The 15,269-nt window shown below is 41.2% G+C and carries 16 protein-coding genes; 4 read left to right on the top strand and 12 right to left on the bottom strand.

All coding sequences use genetic code 11. From position 1 onward, the window contains the following. Positions 1–5: 5 nt before the first annotated feature. On the top strand, positions 6–1,262 hold the full coding sequence (locus DRF63_RS05115; protein WP_005597592.1) for a hypothetical protein: 1,257 nt from the start codon (positions 6–8) through the stop codon (positions 1,260–1,262). Between the two features lie 55 nt (positions 1,263–1,317). Then, a complete protein-coding gene (locus DRF63_RS05120) occupies positions 1,318–2,733 on the top strand; it encodes a surface lipoprotein assembly modifier (RefSeq protein ID WP_005597594.1) in 1,416 nt (471 codons plus the stop codon). Between the two features lie 107 nt (positions 2,734–2,840). On the opposite strand, the gene DRF63_RS11445 is transcribed toward DRF63_RS05120, so the two are convergent. From DRF63_RS11445 to DRF63_RS05180, 11 genes are all read right to left on the bottom strand, one after another. Next, on the bottom strand, positions 2,841–2,951 hold the full coding sequence (locus tag DRF63_RS11445) for an IS3 family transposase (protein WP_080550261.1): 111 nt from the start codon (positions 2,949–2,951) through the stop codon (positions 2,841–2,843). An 807-nt stretch (positions 2,952–3,758) separates the two neighbouring features. Further along, the gene (gene iscX, locus DRF63_RS05135) at positions 3,759–3,953 is read right to left on the bottom strand and encodes a Fe-S cluster assembly protein IscX (RefSeq protein ID WP_005619222.1); all 195 of its coding nucleotides are present in this window, start codon (positions 3,951–3,953) and stop codon (positions 3,759–3,761) included. Then, positions 3,953–4,294 carry an ISC system 2Fe-2S type ferredoxin gene (fdx, locus tag DRF63_RS05140; RefSeq protein WP_005619225.1) on the bottom strand — a complete coding sequence of 114 codons (342 nt, stop codon included), beginning with the start codon at positions 4,292–4,294 and terminating at the stop codon, positions 3,953–3,955. Before fdx ends, iscX begins: the two co-directional genes overlap by 1 nt. Before the next feature lie 120 nt (positions 4,295–4,414). After that, on the bottom strand, positions 4,415–6,268 hold the full coding sequence (gene hscA / locus DRF63_RS05145; protein WP_005597600.1) for a Fe-S protein assembly chaperone HscA: 1,854 nt from the start codon (positions 6,266–6,268) through the stop codon (positions 4,415–4,417). A 118-nt stretch (positions 6,269–6,386) separates the two neighbouring features. Next, positions 6,387–7,019, bottom strand: a complete 633-nt coding sequence (locus tag DRF63_RS05150) for a DUF2625 family protein (RefSeq protein WP_005597602.1) — start codon at positions 7,017–7,019, stop codon at positions 6,387–6,389. Positions 7,020–7,046: 27 nt separating this feature from the next. Further along, positions 7,047–7,499, bottom strand: a complete 453-nt coding sequence (locus tag DRF63_RS05155) for a DMT family transporter (protein WP_005597604.1) — start codon at positions 7,497–7,499, stop codon at positions 7,047–7,049. 47 nt (positions 7,500–7,546) lie between these two features. Beyond that, on the bottom strand, positions 7,547–8,068 hold the full coding sequence (hscB, locus tag DRF63_RS05160; protein ID WP_005597605.1) for a Fe-S protein assembly co-chaperone HscB: 522 nt from the start codon (positions 8,066–8,068) through the stop codon (positions 7,547–7,549). 9 nt (positions 8,069–8,077) lie between these two features. Then, positions 8,078–8,401: an iron-sulfur cluster assembly protein IscA gene (iscA, locus tag DRF63_RS05165; RefSeq protein ID WP_005597607.1), complete on the bottom strand. Its 324-nt coding sequence runs from the start codon at positions 8,399–8,401 to the stop codon at positions 8,078–8,080. Between the two features lie 141 nt (positions 8,402–8,542). Beyond that, complete coding sequence (gene iscU / locus DRF63_RS05170; protein WP_005597611.1) at positions 8,543–8,926, bottom strand: Fe-S cluster assembly scaffold IscU; 384 nt, start codon at positions 8,924–8,926, stop codon at positions 8,543–8,545. Positions 8,927–9,058: 132 nt separating this feature from the next. Next, positions 9,059–10,285 (bottom strand): IscS subfamily cysteine desulfurase, encoded by a 1,227-nt coding sequence (locus DRF63_RS05175; RefSeq protein WP_005597612.1) that lies wholly within the window; start codon positions 10,283–10,285, stop codon positions 9,059–9,061. Between the two features lie 54 nt (positions 10,286–10,339). Then, a complete protein-coding gene (locus tag DRF63_RS05180; protein WP_005597614.1) occupies positions 10,340–10,792 on the bottom strand; it encodes an Rrf2 family transcriptional regulator in 453 nt (150 codons plus the stop codon). Positions 10,793–11,281: 489 nt separating this feature from the next. Between DRF63_RS05180 and DRF63_RS05185 the strand changes: the two genes are divergently transcribed. Next, a complete protein-coding gene (locus DRF63_RS05185; RefSeq protein ID WP_005597616.1) occupies positions 11,282–12,673 on the top strand; it encodes a porin in 1,392 nt (463 codons plus the stop codon). 85 nt (positions 12,674–12,758) lie between these two features. Then, positions 12,759–13,322: a methylated-DNA--[protein]-cysteine S-methyltransferase gene (locus DRF63_RS05190; protein ID WP_005597618.1), complete on the top strand. Its 564-nt coding sequence runs from the start codon at positions 12,759–12,761 to the stop codon at positions 13,320–13,322. Between the two features lie 19 nt (positions 13,323–13,341). Here DRF63_RS05190 and DRF63_RS05195 read toward each other — a convergent pair whose 3' ends face one another. Then, a complete protein-coding gene (locus tag DRF63_RS05195; RefSeq protein ID WP_009874855.1) occupies positions 13,342–15,192 on the bottom strand; it encodes an ATP-binding protein in 1,851 nt (616 codons plus the stop codon). Positions 15,193–15,269 lie beyond the last annotated feature (77 nt).

The raw sequence follows: 15,269 nt of genomic DNA on the forward strand, positions 1-15,269 counted from the left end.
AAAACATGCGTTCTACATTTAAACTTACTCTTGCCGCAATTGCGGTTTCTTTTGTGATTACTGGCTGTAAATCTAGCCATGGTCCATCTGTGGTAGCAAAAAATTCAGAGCCTCAACCAATTCAAATCACAAAGGAAAAGGATAAAAAGGAAGAATCGAATAAAGCCAATAACATTCCTGCTAAACCTGAGCTACCAAAACCGGTGCAACCGGCTAAACCGGTTACTCCAGCCGAAACACCAAAACAGCCAGAGCCCATTGTTCCTACACCAGAAAAACCTGCTCAACCAGAACACCCCGCACAACCTGATATACAAAAGAATAAACCGTACGCTTCTGGTATTAATGAGGATAGCAAAGGCAAGGCATGGCGAGTTGTTGCATTAAGTCGAAATGGCAGTTTGCTCAATATTAGTGAATATCGCAAAGATCATCTGGATTCACTGACTAAAAGCAAAAATTCACCTCTTGATAATAGCAAGGAATTTGGGGAGACAGAATATAACCATTTTCTTAGTTTTGAACTTGGACAAAATGAACAGGGTAGCCCTTTTATCAAAAATCTTAATCAAAAAGGTAATAACTACTTAGGGCAACATAGTGGCATCTACCAAGATAGTAAAATTGTTGGGGATTCAAATAAAATCAACTACTTGTACGTGAATCAGCCTTATTCTAGTTATGGAGCACTATTTACAGATGCGAATAACAGCAATCTCTTCCATGTACAACTCAGCACAGGAAGAGATGGAAGGAGAATCATTAGCGAAGGAGAAAGTGGCGCAAGCTATGCTGAATATGGCGTTTATACATTAAATGGTCAAACTGCCAAATGGAATAATGGGCTTGTAGGTGATGCTGTTTACCAAGGAAACGTGATTGCACGTATTGAAAAGCAGATTGGCGATAAAACCGTTGTCTTTGCTCCACAAGTAGATGGCGATGTAACCTTGAACTTGCACTTAGATAATAATTGGACAGACAGTAAGCTTAGTGGGAAAGTAAATAGTACAACTATAGGTGAAATTAAGCTTGAAGAAAGTAAACTTGCTCCAGCAACTTATTTAGCGGATCATATTGGCTTTAATGGCAAAGCTAAAGCAAATAACTCGTTGGAAGGCTTCTACTCTGTCGAGTTTGCTGGTCCAAAGCTTAACGATGCCGTTGGTTCTATTGAATTAGAAAATGAAACAGATCATATTAATAACAATGACATAACTAAATATAACGCTGTATTTGGTGCAGTGAAAACTGAAAAATAGGCTCGCCTAGCTAAAAGGGCTGGTAACAGCCCTTTTCTTTTTCTAAGGATAAGAAATGAAGAAATTTACATTACTGTTTTTTTTTCCGACATTACTCTTTGCTCAAGATCCCAATAGTACACCTAGCCAAATAGAACATATCGCTAAACCAACATCGGCACCCTTACAGCTTGCAGTGGAACAATCGTCTCGCCACATTTTTAACGAAGCTGAATTACGTGCTAATCAGGCATTAACCGAAAAATTACTCAGCCAAGCTATCTATACTCGCCAGCTCACTAATATGGAAAAACTGGTGATAATTTATCAAGATTTTAACCAAATTGACCCAATTTTATTGCGCTATGCTCAAGGTAAAATCGCGCTACTTAAAGGAAATTATTCACAAGCTATTCGAGAGTTTCGCACTATTCTTGCTAAACAACCTGAACTAAATACCGTACGAATTGAACTGGCAATTGCATTACTACATGATCAACAAACGAATGCGGCAAGTGAACAATTCGATAAAGCTAAAAGTGCCGAAAACCTACCTTATAAAGTGCAGCAACTGATTGAACAGTATCAGCAATATCTGGAGAAAAAACAAGCTTGGAAGTTCAATTTCTCTGCCCACTATGTACGGGATGGTAATATCAATAACACATCCAAACAAACTGAAATTGAGCATACCGGCTATGTGAAACAGCCTAACCTGTTACCACAAACTGCGCACGGAATTCACTATTCTTTTGGACTACAAAGAGATTTTAACCTACTTGGCTCGCATTACCTTAGTTTCGATAATCAAACGCAGGGGGAACTTTATTGGGATAATCATGACTACGATGAAATCACCAATCGCGCTTTGTTTGGCTATGCTTACAAAAAGTCACACCAAACCACCCGCGTATTGCCATTTTATGAAAAACGCTGGAAACATCATCAATCAGAACGCTGGACAAACGGATTAAGGCTAGAACATGCATATTGGCTTTCTATTCACTGGCAACTTGCTACTGCATTCGAGTATGGGAAAAAACGCTATTTCGACCAGCACATTTACAATGGCAGCTATAAACTTGCTTCAGCTACCCTACTCTGGCTACGTAATCCGCGACAGTTTTTCTTTATTGGTACCGATTTCAACCGAGATAAAACCGTATTGAAACAACATAGTTCTGATACCAAAAGCTTACGTTTCGGCTGGCAGCAGGAATGGCAAACACTTGGATTATCAAGCCGCCTGACCCTTGCTTACACCGACAGACATTATAAAGACACTGCGGTGCTGGGTGGCAAACTTAATCTAGGTAAAATTCGCCATGACCGTGTGAACAGCATTAATCTTACCCTTTGGAAACGAGATTGGCATTGGTTAGGGCTTACACCCAAACTGCAACTTGGCTATGCTAAACATCATAGCAACTTACCAAGCCTATATGCTTACACGGATAAAAATGCGAATCTGATCATCGAAAGTCGTTTTTAATCTAATAATTAAAAACGATATGATTTGCCCCAAAAAGTTGAACAGATTAATAAACTATAAAGGCTGAGCCTCGGGATTGAGCAGGGCCCAGTCCTTTTAAATCCAGTTTAGTAATAATACACTAAATATTCTTCCAACTCGGTCTGTGGCGCTACTATCGATGTATAACTGCGATGGTAAAAGCATTCTGATTTCAAAATCCCAAAGAAACTTTCAATTAGCGCATTATTATAACAGCTATCGACTCATGCTCTGGATAACTTTTCCTTCTAACATATTTCGCCACGCCGCTGTACCATTACACCTTGAGCATAATGAATAATCGGGCCATCCGTGGCTTTTAATTGACTCAGCCCTTGTTCTAGCATCTTTTTAACCATCGGGAATTTGGGACATGTCGCAATCTGATAAGAGATAATTTCTCAATTAGCTAATGAAAAATAAAGTTTTTCTTGCGAACAATAGAATAGATCTTGCTGGACATTCCTCAGCTTCAAGATAGTTGTATGATTTAATCTAACACCGATTTGACACAATTTTAGAGTTAAAGCACGATAACCATCCCGCTATTCTCTCAACATCACTGCTTTTTCTTCAGAATAATTTCGTTTAACCTCTTGATAATAAAAGGGGGAGCTGACCATTTGAGCCACTTGCAATAAATCATTTAATGAATGTGCTTTTTTAGGGCATGAATGGCGGTTCTTTTTTCTGCTGTCGTTTTTGGCAGTCAAGCTCCTTCAACCTTTTAAGTAAGCAATCTCATAGCGGGAAATCGCAAGCTCACGTTGTTATTTTTTTAAAGGCGTGTAGTGATAAATCTGTTGGTTCAGGCACGTAAATCTGTTTCTTTTTTATCTTTGATCTCAATATCTTAGGTAATTCAAGCTACCCAAAAGGTGATTCTCTGCCATCTAAGCACTTTTCACGAAAAACCTTAAACCAACTAATGCCAAGCAAAACAGATGCAAAAATATAAGTAGTTGCGAACAAAAACTAAAACTTTCGCTTTAGGTTTTTACAGATTATTTGTATTCTTCAAGCCAAATAGTCAAGATAGCCTCAAGAACCTGTTCGTTTGACGCTTCCGGATCATCATCAAAATCGTCCATTTCGCAGATCCATTTGTGCATATCGGTAAAACGAACCGTTGTCGGATCTAAATCCGGATTCATATCATAGAGATTTTCCGCAATCATGCGTGTATCAGACCATTTCATTAGTGTGCCACCTCATTTGCATGATTTAAGTTATATTTCGGAATCTCTACCACTAAGTCTTCTTCACCAACCACACATTGGCAACTTAAACGGCTGTCCATTTCCAGACCCCATGCTTTATCTAGCATATCTTCTTCTTGATCGGTCGTTTCATTTAATGAATCAAATCCTTCACGAATTACCACATGGCAAGTGGTACACGCACAAGAACCGTCACAAGCATGGTGAATTTCAACACCTGCATTGTGTGCTAACTCTAATAAATTGTCGCCGGTTTGCGCTTCAATCACCATACCTTCCGGGCAGAACTCTTCATGCGGAAGAAAAACAACTTTTGGCATAATATCCTCTCTTTGATTTACCATCGAAAGACACGGAAATCAATTAATGCAAGCGGTCGGATTTTGCCGATTCTTTGCAAATACTATTTTCCGAGTATTCCGTATTTTCAGTGATAAAAACTAAATAATCTCATCAACGGCTTTACCCGCTAATGCTTTTTGGATTGATAAATTCATTCGCTTCGCAGCAAATGTTTGTGTGGCGAGATCTAAATCTTTTACCCCTTGGGCAATCGCTTGTCGATCCGTCCCTTGTTTTAATTGAATCAGTTTTGCGATTTCCGCTTCAATTAATTTAAACTCCTCAACGCTTAATACTTCCGCACCGTCTTGTTGTAATGCCGAAATAACCGTACCAATCGTTCTGTCCGCTTCAACTCGCTGTTCGGCAAGTTGGCGGGCTTCCATATCTTCTTTGGCATTGGTCATTGAAGATTTAATCATTTGTGTAACTTCTTCGTCAGTTAAACCGTAAGACGGTTTAATTTGAATCGAAGCCTGCACTTTAGTCGATTTTTCCATTGCCGTTACGCTGAGCAAACCGTCCGCATCCACTTGATAAGTAACACGAATCGTCGCCGCACCGGCAACCATCGGCGGAATGCCTCGTAACGTAAAGCGACCGAGTGAACGACAATCTTCGACCAACTCACGTTCGCCTTGTAACACATGTACGCTCATTGCGGTTTGACCGTCTTTCGCGGTAGTAAATTCTTGCGCACGTGCAACCGGAATCGTCGTGTTACGCGGAATAATTTTCTCAACTAAACCGCCCATCGTTTCGATACCGAGAGAAAGCGGTACCACGTCTAACAGCAGCATTTCGCTGTCCGGTTTATTACCGACTAAAATATCCGCTTGAATCGCCGCCCCTAATGCCACAACTTTATCCGGATCAATTGAGGTTAACGGATTCTTCTCGAAAAATTCGCCGACTTGCTCACGCACAAACGGCACACGGGTTGATCCGCCAACCATGACCACTTCACGAACTTCTTCGGCCTCCACACCGGCATCTTTTAACGCTCGGCGACAAGTCATCAATGAACGTTTAACTAATGGCTGAATTAACTCGTTAAATTGCGCACGGCTTACCATACCTTGCCAATTTGCAAATTTCACTTCAATTTCGACCGCTTGTGAAAGCGCCACTTTAGTTTGAGTAGCTAGCGTTAACAATTCACGTTGTTCATTGGCATTTTGTGGTTTGTAATTTGCCTGTTCCGCAATCCAATCGGCTAGTAAATGGTCGAAATCATCGCCGCCAAGTGCGGTATCACCGCCGGTCGCCAATACCTCAAACACACCTCGACTTAAACGCAAAATCGAAATATCGAAAGTACCGCCACCTAAGTCATATACTGCGATAACGCCTTCTTGTCCGCTATCTAACCCGTAAGCAATCGCTGCCGCTGTCGGTTCATTTAATAAACGTAATACATTTAAACCGGCAAGACGCGCTGCATCTTTGGTGCTTTGACGTTGTGCGTCATCAAAATATGCCGGCACAGTAATCACCACACCGGATAACTCACCGCCTAAACGTTGTTTGGCAAAGCGATTTAAGTGGCTTAGAATATCTGCTGAAACTTCAATCGGACTTTTATTACCTTGTTTAGTTTGAATTAGCGGTAAGCCATTATCACTGGCAATAAATTGGTAAGGTAAATCCGGATAACGTGTTTGTACGTCTGCTAATGAGCGACCGATTAAACGTTTTGCCGAAATGACCGTATTCTGCGGGTCAATGCTTGCTTGCGCAAATGCTTCAACCCCAACTGTTTTTTGTTGTTCACCGTAGTGGACGACAGATGGAACTAACGCACGTTCCTGATCATCTAACAACACCTGCGTTTGCCCGCTACGTACACTTGCTACCAATGAATTGGTTGTGCCAAGGTCAATACCGACTGCTAAACGATGCTGATGCGGTGCAGCCGTCTGCCCCGGCTCAGCAATTTGAAGTAATGCCATTATTTTTTATCTCTCTTTATATAATATTACGTTCTAACTCTACCAAATTCTGCTCAAGATCTAATTTAAAAAATATCACTTACTACACACTCTCCCACAAGGGGAGAGAGTGATAAAATTATGCTACCGAATAACCCATATTTTCCGGAGCGAATACGCCTTGGTAGTGGCGCTCAATCGGTACGGCGATTTTACTTTCTAATTCTAATACTTGATAACCTTGTAAATTCGCAATATCCGTTTGCCAGTTTTCCCAGCGTAAGTCTTTATAAAAATCGGTTAAATCGCCGGCTAACGCCCAGCCGAGAAATTCCGAATAACCTAAATTTAACGGTTCCCATTTTTGGGTTTTCGGGTTGTGATAATAGACCTGTCCGACTTTATCGCCTAAGCCGCCGGCATTAATCGCAAAATAACCGCCGATTGCATCGTCCGCCACTAATAAATGGCTCGGTTGTTCGCCCGATTGTTTAAAGGTTTTTCCGAAATTCCAGTCGAATAATCCTCTCGGTAACTTTTCGTTACCTGAGCCTAAAATACGTAACCAGCCGTGATCAATAAAAATACCGCCGGTCTCATACACGATTGCGCCCATCGGCGAACGCGTCGAAAGCTGCATTCCGACTAACGCCGCACCGGCGTCTTCCGGATAGCTCGCTAAAATTTCATAATGATTTTTTGCTTGCGTAAACCAATCTCTTAAAATGAGCCACGCCGATTGCTTATCTAATAATTCTTCTAATGCTTTCATTGCAAAATTTCCTTTAAATTCGACCGCTTATTTTCGGGCTAAGAAATAAATCCCCAAACCGCAAGCAACCGTTAATAAGCCGATTAACTGATTTAATTGGAAAGGACGAACCGCCATTCCGAACAAACCGAAATGGTCAATAATCGCCCCTGTGACCAGCTGTCCGACAATAATAAAAAACAGCATATTGGTAATGCCGATTTTAGGTGCTAAAAATACCGTAGTAAAGACGAACCCGGCGCCTAAAATACCGCCGAGCAATTTCCAAATCGGCTGTGACGGAAGCTGTTGTAACGCACCGCTTAAATCCGTTTTCCAAAAACAGAATAACAATAACGCAATCGTCCCCGTTGCAAACGAAATGGTCGCTGCTACCAAAGGTTGCCCGAGCATTGCCTGCGCTAATCGGCTATTAATTGCCGCTTGGCTTGCCAGAGCGGAACCGGCGACCAGTGCCAATAAAATATAGGGTAAAGCCATTTGCAAAATTCTCTTAAAATCAGACCGCTTGTATCCGGCTGATACCGCTACATATCAAAGAATTTTTCTTCGACTTTTTCGATTTGAATAATCAGCTTTTTAAAATAGCGTAAGCGATCGGTCAGCCCATTGGCTTGTTGCCATTGTTGCGCTTCCAGCGTTTGTTGCAGTTGCTCTAAAACGGCTTTCTGTTCGGTTTTAATTTGCTTTAGAAAGGCGGTTAATTCAGCTTCATCATGACGATGCTCTATTGTTTCCAGTTTCTCATGCCACTCCATCTGTTGCATTAAGAACTCGATATCTCGCATACTTTTTTCTTCGAGATTTTTTGCTTCGCCGGTATGAATTTCAATTATTGCTTCCGCACGTAGAATCGGATCTTTAAGCGTTTGTAACGCTGAATTTATATCTGCCGATTTTTGTACCGCCGCTAATTGTTCCGTTGAAGAACCGTTCGCAAAATTATCCGGATGCAGTTGTCTTTGCAATGCCAAATAGCGTTCGGAAAGTAGCGCGTTATCCAATTCAAATTGAACCGGTAAATCAAATAGTGCAAAAGGATTATTCATTGTTTATCTCTATACGTTAAAACTTTCACCACAGCCGCAAGAATCTTTCACATTCGGATTGTTATATTTAAAACCTTCGTTTAAACCTTCTTTGACGAAATCCAATTCGGTACCGTCTAAATAAGTCAGGCTTTTTTCATCTACAATCACTTTTACGCCGTGTTGTTCAAAGACATGATCATCCTCATTTAACACATCAACAAACTCAAGCACATAAGCCAGTCCCGAACAGCCCGACGTTTTCACACCTAAACGTAAACCGATCCCTTTACCACGGTTTTCTAAGAATGTACGAACTCGATTTGCTGCTGTTTCGGTTAATGTAATTGCCATAAGTTATCCTTTTTAATCTGTTAAATGAAAGCGATCTTTACCACAGAAAACACGGAAATACACGAAAAAGTTGATTTTGCAAAATTTTGCGAAAAAACAACCGCTTGTTTTCGTGCTTTCCGTGTTATTCGAAGTTAATTATTATTTAGCTTGTTTTTCTTTATAATCGGCAATCGCTGCTTTAATTGCGTCTTCCGCAAGAATTGAACAGTGAACTTTTACCGGTGGTAATTCCAATTCTTCTGCGATGTCGCTGTTTTTAATTGCGCCCGCTTCTTCTAAAGATTTACCTTTCACCCATTCGGTGATTAAAGAACTTGATGCGATTGCAGAACCGCAACCGTACGCTTTAAAGCGTGCGTCTTCGATAATACCCTGATCGTTCACTTTAATTTGTAAACGTAAAATATCACCGCAAGCCGGCGCACCTACCATACCGGTACCGATATCCGCCGCTTCTTTATCAAATGTCCCTACGTTACGTGGGTTCTCGTAATGGTCAATTACTTTTTCGCTGTATGCCATTTTGTATTCCTTCTGTTAAATTCCGTTATCAGTAAAATATTGTTTGCAGTTGCTAGGCGAACCGCCGCAGACAGTACAATCAGTACGGCAAGGCGGTTCAACAACGCAAATGCATTGCAATATTTCTACTGATTAGTGGTGATTCCACTCGATTTTTGATAGATCCACACCTTCTTTAAACATTTCCCAAAGCGGAGAAAGTTCACGAAGTTTTACGATTGCTTTTTTCACAAGCTCGATGGTGTAGTCGATTTCTTCTTCGGTTGTCCAACGACCTAAAGTGAAACGAATCGAGCTGTGTGCCAATTCATCGTCACGACCGATTGCGCGTAATACGTATGAAGGCTCTAAACTTGCCGATGTACACGCTGAACCTGATGAAACCGCAATATCACGTAACGCCATCATTAATGATTCGCCTTCAACGAAGTTGAAGCTGATATTTAAGTTTGAATCTACACGTTTGCCTTCTTCCATTGAACCGTTTACATACACTTCTTCGATATCTTTGAAGCCGTTGTATAAACGGTCACGTAATGCACGTAAGCGAGGCATTTCTGTTGCCATTTCTTCTTTAGCGATACGATATGCTTCGCCCATACCTACGATTTGGTGTACAGGTAATGTACCCGAACGCATACCGCGCTCATGACCGCCACCGTGAATAATCGCTTCGATGCGAACACGAGGTTTACGGCATACATATAAGCCGCCGATGCCTTTCGGTCCGTATAATTTGTGGCTTGAGAAAGACATTAAATCCACTTTTAATTCTTGTACGTTTACCGGTACTTTACCGACCGATTGCGTTGCATCCACATGGAAAATAATTTTCTTCGCACGGCAAATCTCACCGATTGCTTTGATGTCTTGGATAACACCCATTTCGTTATTTACGTGCATCACGGAAATTAAAATGGTGTCCGGACGAATCGCCGCTTCTAATTTCGCTAAATCTAAAATACCGTCTTGTTCCGGATCTAAGTAAGTTACTTCAAAACCTTCACGCTCTAACTGACGGCAAGTATCCAATACCGCTTTGTGTTCGGTTTTAACCGTGATGATATGTTTACCTTTAGTTTGATAGAAATGCGCCGCACCTTTGATCGCAAGATTATCCGACTCCGTCGCGCCTGAAGTAAATACGATTTCACGGCTGTCCGCGCCGATTAAATCCGCAATATGGTTACGTGCAACATCTACCGCTTCTTCCGCTTCCCAACCGAATTTATGCGAACGTGAAGCCGGGTTACCAAAGATACCGTCTTTGGTCATATATTGCATCATTTTTTGCGCAACACGCTCGTCCATCGGCGTAGTTGCTGCATAATCTAAATAGATAGGTAATTTAACTGACATTGTTACTCCTAACTCGCTTTAAATAAGCGGCCGTTTTTATTGAAATTGTTGCAATTAATGTTTGTGTGAATGATCGTGGCAATGTTCTTTTTCACAATCGTGATCCGAATGTTCTTCAACAAGTTCCGCTAAAGTAATCGTATTTAAAAACACACCGATTTGTTCTTCTAAACGTTCCCATAAATGATGGGTTAAGCACTGAGAGTTTTTGCTACAGTTGCCGCTACCTTTACATTTGGTTACGTCGAGATTTTCATTCACCGCCGCAATAATCATCCCCACACTAATCTCTTCAGGTTGCTTACCGAGTTGATAACCGCCGCCCGGACCTCTCACGCTATGCACGATTCCTTCGCGACGTAATTGAGCAAATAATTGTTCCAAATACGACAATGAAATCGCTTGACGTTCCGAAATATCGGCAAGGCTTACCGGCAAAGACTTTCCGTGTAACGCAATATCTAGAATCGCAGTTACCGCATAACGCCCTCTTGACGTTAATTTCATAATTTTTGTCCCTCTTTTAATAAGGAAATAGTAATCGATTTACGGTGTGAATTTTGATATACCTGACTGTTACAGTCAAGAATTTTACACTTATCACACTGAAAGGTTTTATAAATGATAAAGATTATTAATAATCCTTATTGATAACATAAAAGAATAGTTTGCATTTTTTTAAATCAATAACTTTACAATTATAAATGATTTTTAAAGCTCATAAAATAATAATCCCGACTAAAGCCGAAGAAATTGATATAACGTACAATCTATTGCCGTTTTAGTTCTCATATCGACCCGATAGCCTTATAAACGGAAAGAGGTATTCCGCCTACTGGTCGGAACTCCTACTTTTTTAAGTAAATACACTTGCTCACCTTGTTATCCCTACGTAGAATCGCCCGCGTTTTGCTTTTTAGCAATCATAAAAATATGAACGACAGTTCACAAAAATGGCCTTTTATACGGCTATTTTTTTATTTAAAAGGATACCTAATGAATCACACATTTAATAAAACTCTTATTGCTTCACTCTTAACTTTATCTGCCGGCGGTGTATCGGCTTCTTTATTCCAACTTGCGGAAGTTTCAACGTCAGGACTCGGTATGGCGTACGCAGGTAATGCGGCGGTTGCGGACAATGCGTCCGTAGTAGCAAATAACCCGGCGTTAATGACTAAATTCAAACGCCCTGAAATTTCAGCCGGTGGCGTGCTCGTTGATACAGATTTGACCGTTCGCGGAATCACTTCAAACGGTAATCAAGCTTATGCAGGTAATGTCGTACCAACCGCACCGATTCCTAATATATATTTCGTATTACCGGTGAATGATGATTTCTCATTCGGTTTAGGTTATAACGTAAATTACGGTTTAAAAACAAAATATCCGACCGATTTCGCCGCAGGTTCATTAGGCGGTAATACCGAATTACAAGCGCATAACTTCAACCTAAGCGGCGCTTATAAATTAGGTTACGGTTTTAGCATTGGTGCAGGTTTAAATGTTGTTTACTCTAAAGCGGAATTTATTCGTCATTTAGGTGATAATGTCGAAGCAGGTGCAGCTCGAGCAAAGGCAGGGGCAGCACAAGCAAGAGCGGCGGCTGCAAAAGCAAACGCAGCGGGTTTAACCGCTCAAGCGCAAGCATTAACCGCCACAGCAAACCAATATCAAGCTTTAGGTAATTTATTATCCTCTTATAAACGTTCAACAGAAGTAGCTCGTGTCAGTGGCGATGAATGGTCATTAGGTTGGAATGCCGGTTTAGTTTACGAGTTGAATGAAAATCACCGCTGGGGTTTAGCATACCACTCTCCTGTAGATGTGAAATTTAAAGGTCATTACAGTAACAGTATTTCTGCTGCAACAGGAAGTTCTATCGTTGCATTCCCAACAGCCGGTCAAGAGTTTCCGGGTAAATTAACACTTAATTTACCGGCATTCTGGGAATTATCGGGTTTCCATAAATTAACCGACCGCTTAGCGGTTCAATATAGCTGGAAACGTACCGAATGGAGCCGTTTAAAAACGTTAGATGCTTACGGCACTAAAGGCGAACATTACTTACACAAAAAAGAAGATTTCTCGGATGCGAGTCGTTATGCACTAGGCGTATCTTATGATGTATCCGAGCCATTAACATTACGTGCGGGTATCGCTTATGATGAAAACGCAAGTACCAATCATCCGTCAATTTCGATTCCGGATACAAACCGTATGTGGTATTCGGTGGGTGCAACCTATCGTGTAACCCCTGCGCTTTCGGTGGATGCCGGTTATGCGTTCCTACGCGGTACGGCAAACAGCTTTGACGAAAAAGGTACGGCATTTAAAATTAAAGCTCGCGGGAATCTCTACGGCTTAAATCTTAACTACAAATTTTAATGCCTAACTCAAAATAGGAAATTACGAAGATGCCAAAGGCGTGTAAACTGATTACACGCCTTTTTATTTACTTTAAGGAGAAATAATGAAATCAACGATTTACTATCAATATTACGATTCACCGGTCGGCAAGCTGTTATTGATTGCCAATGATAAAGGTTTAATCGGCATTGAGTTTGAGCAAGAACAGCTCACAAGCGATGCGCAAAAATGGCAAAAAGCTAACGAAACAAGCGGTCAAATTTTCGAAATTTTTTGCAAAACGCGCGATATTTTAGACCGCTATTTTGCCGGTGAGAAATTGGAGTTTAGACATTTGGATTTTCTGGCACCGCAAGGTACCGAATTTCAGAAATCCGTCTGGCAGATTTTATTAACCATTCCTTACGGCAAAACCACCAGTTACGGTGAAATCGCACGACAACTCGGTAAACCGAATGCAATGCGAGCGGTAGGCGGTGCGGTCGGGCGCAATCCGATTTCAATTATCGTGCCTTGCCACCGCGTATTAGGCAAGAGCCAAACTTTGACCGGCTTTGGCGGCGGCTTACCGGCTAAACGCTATCTATTGGCACTCGAAGGAATTCATTTTAAAGATAAAGGGATTGAATTCGTCAATCCGAAACATAAAAAATGGGATAAAGCCTAAAGACGTTATCCCCTTTCGATTAGTAATTTTCTTTTACCCAATTTTCCGCTAATGCTAAATCCGCTTGCCACTGTTGAGCGATTTGGAACACCCATTGTGCGATATGCTGTTCCCACACTTCTCCGTTATCGCTCTGCGCAAGTTGTGCGACTTCTTGTAAGCGTTTCAAGCTGACCGAAGCCAATGCGCCTTTGATTTTATGCGCTTCATCCGCCGTACATTTGCGCATTTCCGGCGAATCGGTTGCCTGCCATTCGGTCAGATAATGTTGTAGATTAGCCAAATACTCCGGCATTAATTTGGCGAATAATGCAAAGTTCGCCAATACCGCTTTCGCCCCCATTACCTCAATAAATTCCGATAAAATTTTACGATCATACGGTAGGTTGAGCGTTTCTTCCGTTTCAACAAGCGGTGGAATTTCAGCAGTTTTTTCCGAAAAATCACTGTTAAAATAATGATTTAGGCATTCGGATAATGCTTCCAACGAAAGCGGTTTACGCAACACGTCGTCCATACCCTGTTGCTGATATTCCTCTTTGGTTTGCATAATATTGGCGGTTAATGCCACTAATAATGGTAAATAATCCACTTCTTCGTTTTCATAACGTTCGCGTAATCGTTGCGCAATATCAAAGCCGGTCATATCCGGTAATTGAATATCCAATAAAATCAAGTCGTAGCTGTTCCGTTCAAATAACTCAAACGCTTGTGCGCCAGTCATTGCGACATCCACATCACAGCCGAATTTCTCTAACATGGCACGCGCGACAACCACATTCACTTCAATATCTTCCACCAATAAGACTTTTAACGCGTGCGCGTTGATTTTCACCGATTTTTTCGCTTCGACCGGATCCGCCTGAATAGTCAAGGTAAAAGTTGAACCTTTGCCCATTTCACTGCGTAGGGTTAAATCACCGCCCATTAATTTTGCGATACGTTTTGAAATCGCCAAACCGATACCGCTGCCTTGCGCTTTTCTTTCCTGAGAATTTTCCGCTTGATAGAACATTGCAAACACTTTGCGTTGTTCGTGTTTCGGAATACCGATGCCGGTATCTCTTAAGCTAAAGCTGAAATGATCGTTATCAATCCGTTTCACGCTTAAATAAATATCGCCGCCCGCCGGAGTAAATTTGACCGCATTGCTGACCAAATTCCACAGTATTTGGCTTAAGCGGGCGTTATCCACATAGATAAAATTCGGTAAATCATCCGAGTAGTCGATATGAAATTTAATTTTATTTTGTTCCGCCATTAAATTGCCGAAATTACTAATATCGCTAATCAGTTGCGAGAATTCGATTTCTTTTCTAAACAACTCGACTCGACGGCTATCGATTTTTTCTAAATCGATAATATCGCTAAAGATATGCCCCAGCGAAACCGCACTGATATTAATCGTTTTTAGATATTCACGTTGTTGATCAGTCAATTCGCCTTCCAGTAAGATTCGACTTAACCCGATAATACCGTTTAGCGGAGTGCGTAATTCATGGCTAATCGTTGCCATTAACACGCTTTTATCACGGTTGTTCTTTTCTAAGGTTGCGTTTAAAAAGGCATCTTGCTCGCGCAGAATACCTAAATCGTACACGCTTTGCTCAAGCTGGATTCTCGATTTTTCTAGCTTCTCTACAATCAGATTAAAGAAATAAATCACAAAGGGGGCGGAAATCAACCCGAAAGAAATCGAACGTAAAATATCCTGCGCTAAAATACCGCCCGTAAACAGATAGGTTAAAAGACTTTGTGCGACAATGGCACAGCTGGCCAATACAAAGAATCCCAACAGGGCAGCCTTTCCTCTCCCCAAGCGCAATACCCAATTTACATAACTCTGGCTGCATTGTTTGATCGCCTTCATTGTTCCCCCTTAAAAGAAAATCCTTTCTATCGTTTAAAAATAGAAAGGATTTATTATAGCTTAAACTGTGTATCTGA

This window comes from Actinobacillus pleuropneumoniae, assembly GCF_003290385.1.
Taxonomy (GTDB): domain Bacteria; phylum Pseudomonadota; class Gammaproteobacteria; order Enterobacterales; family Pasteurellaceae; genus Actinobacillus; species Actinobacillus lignieresii.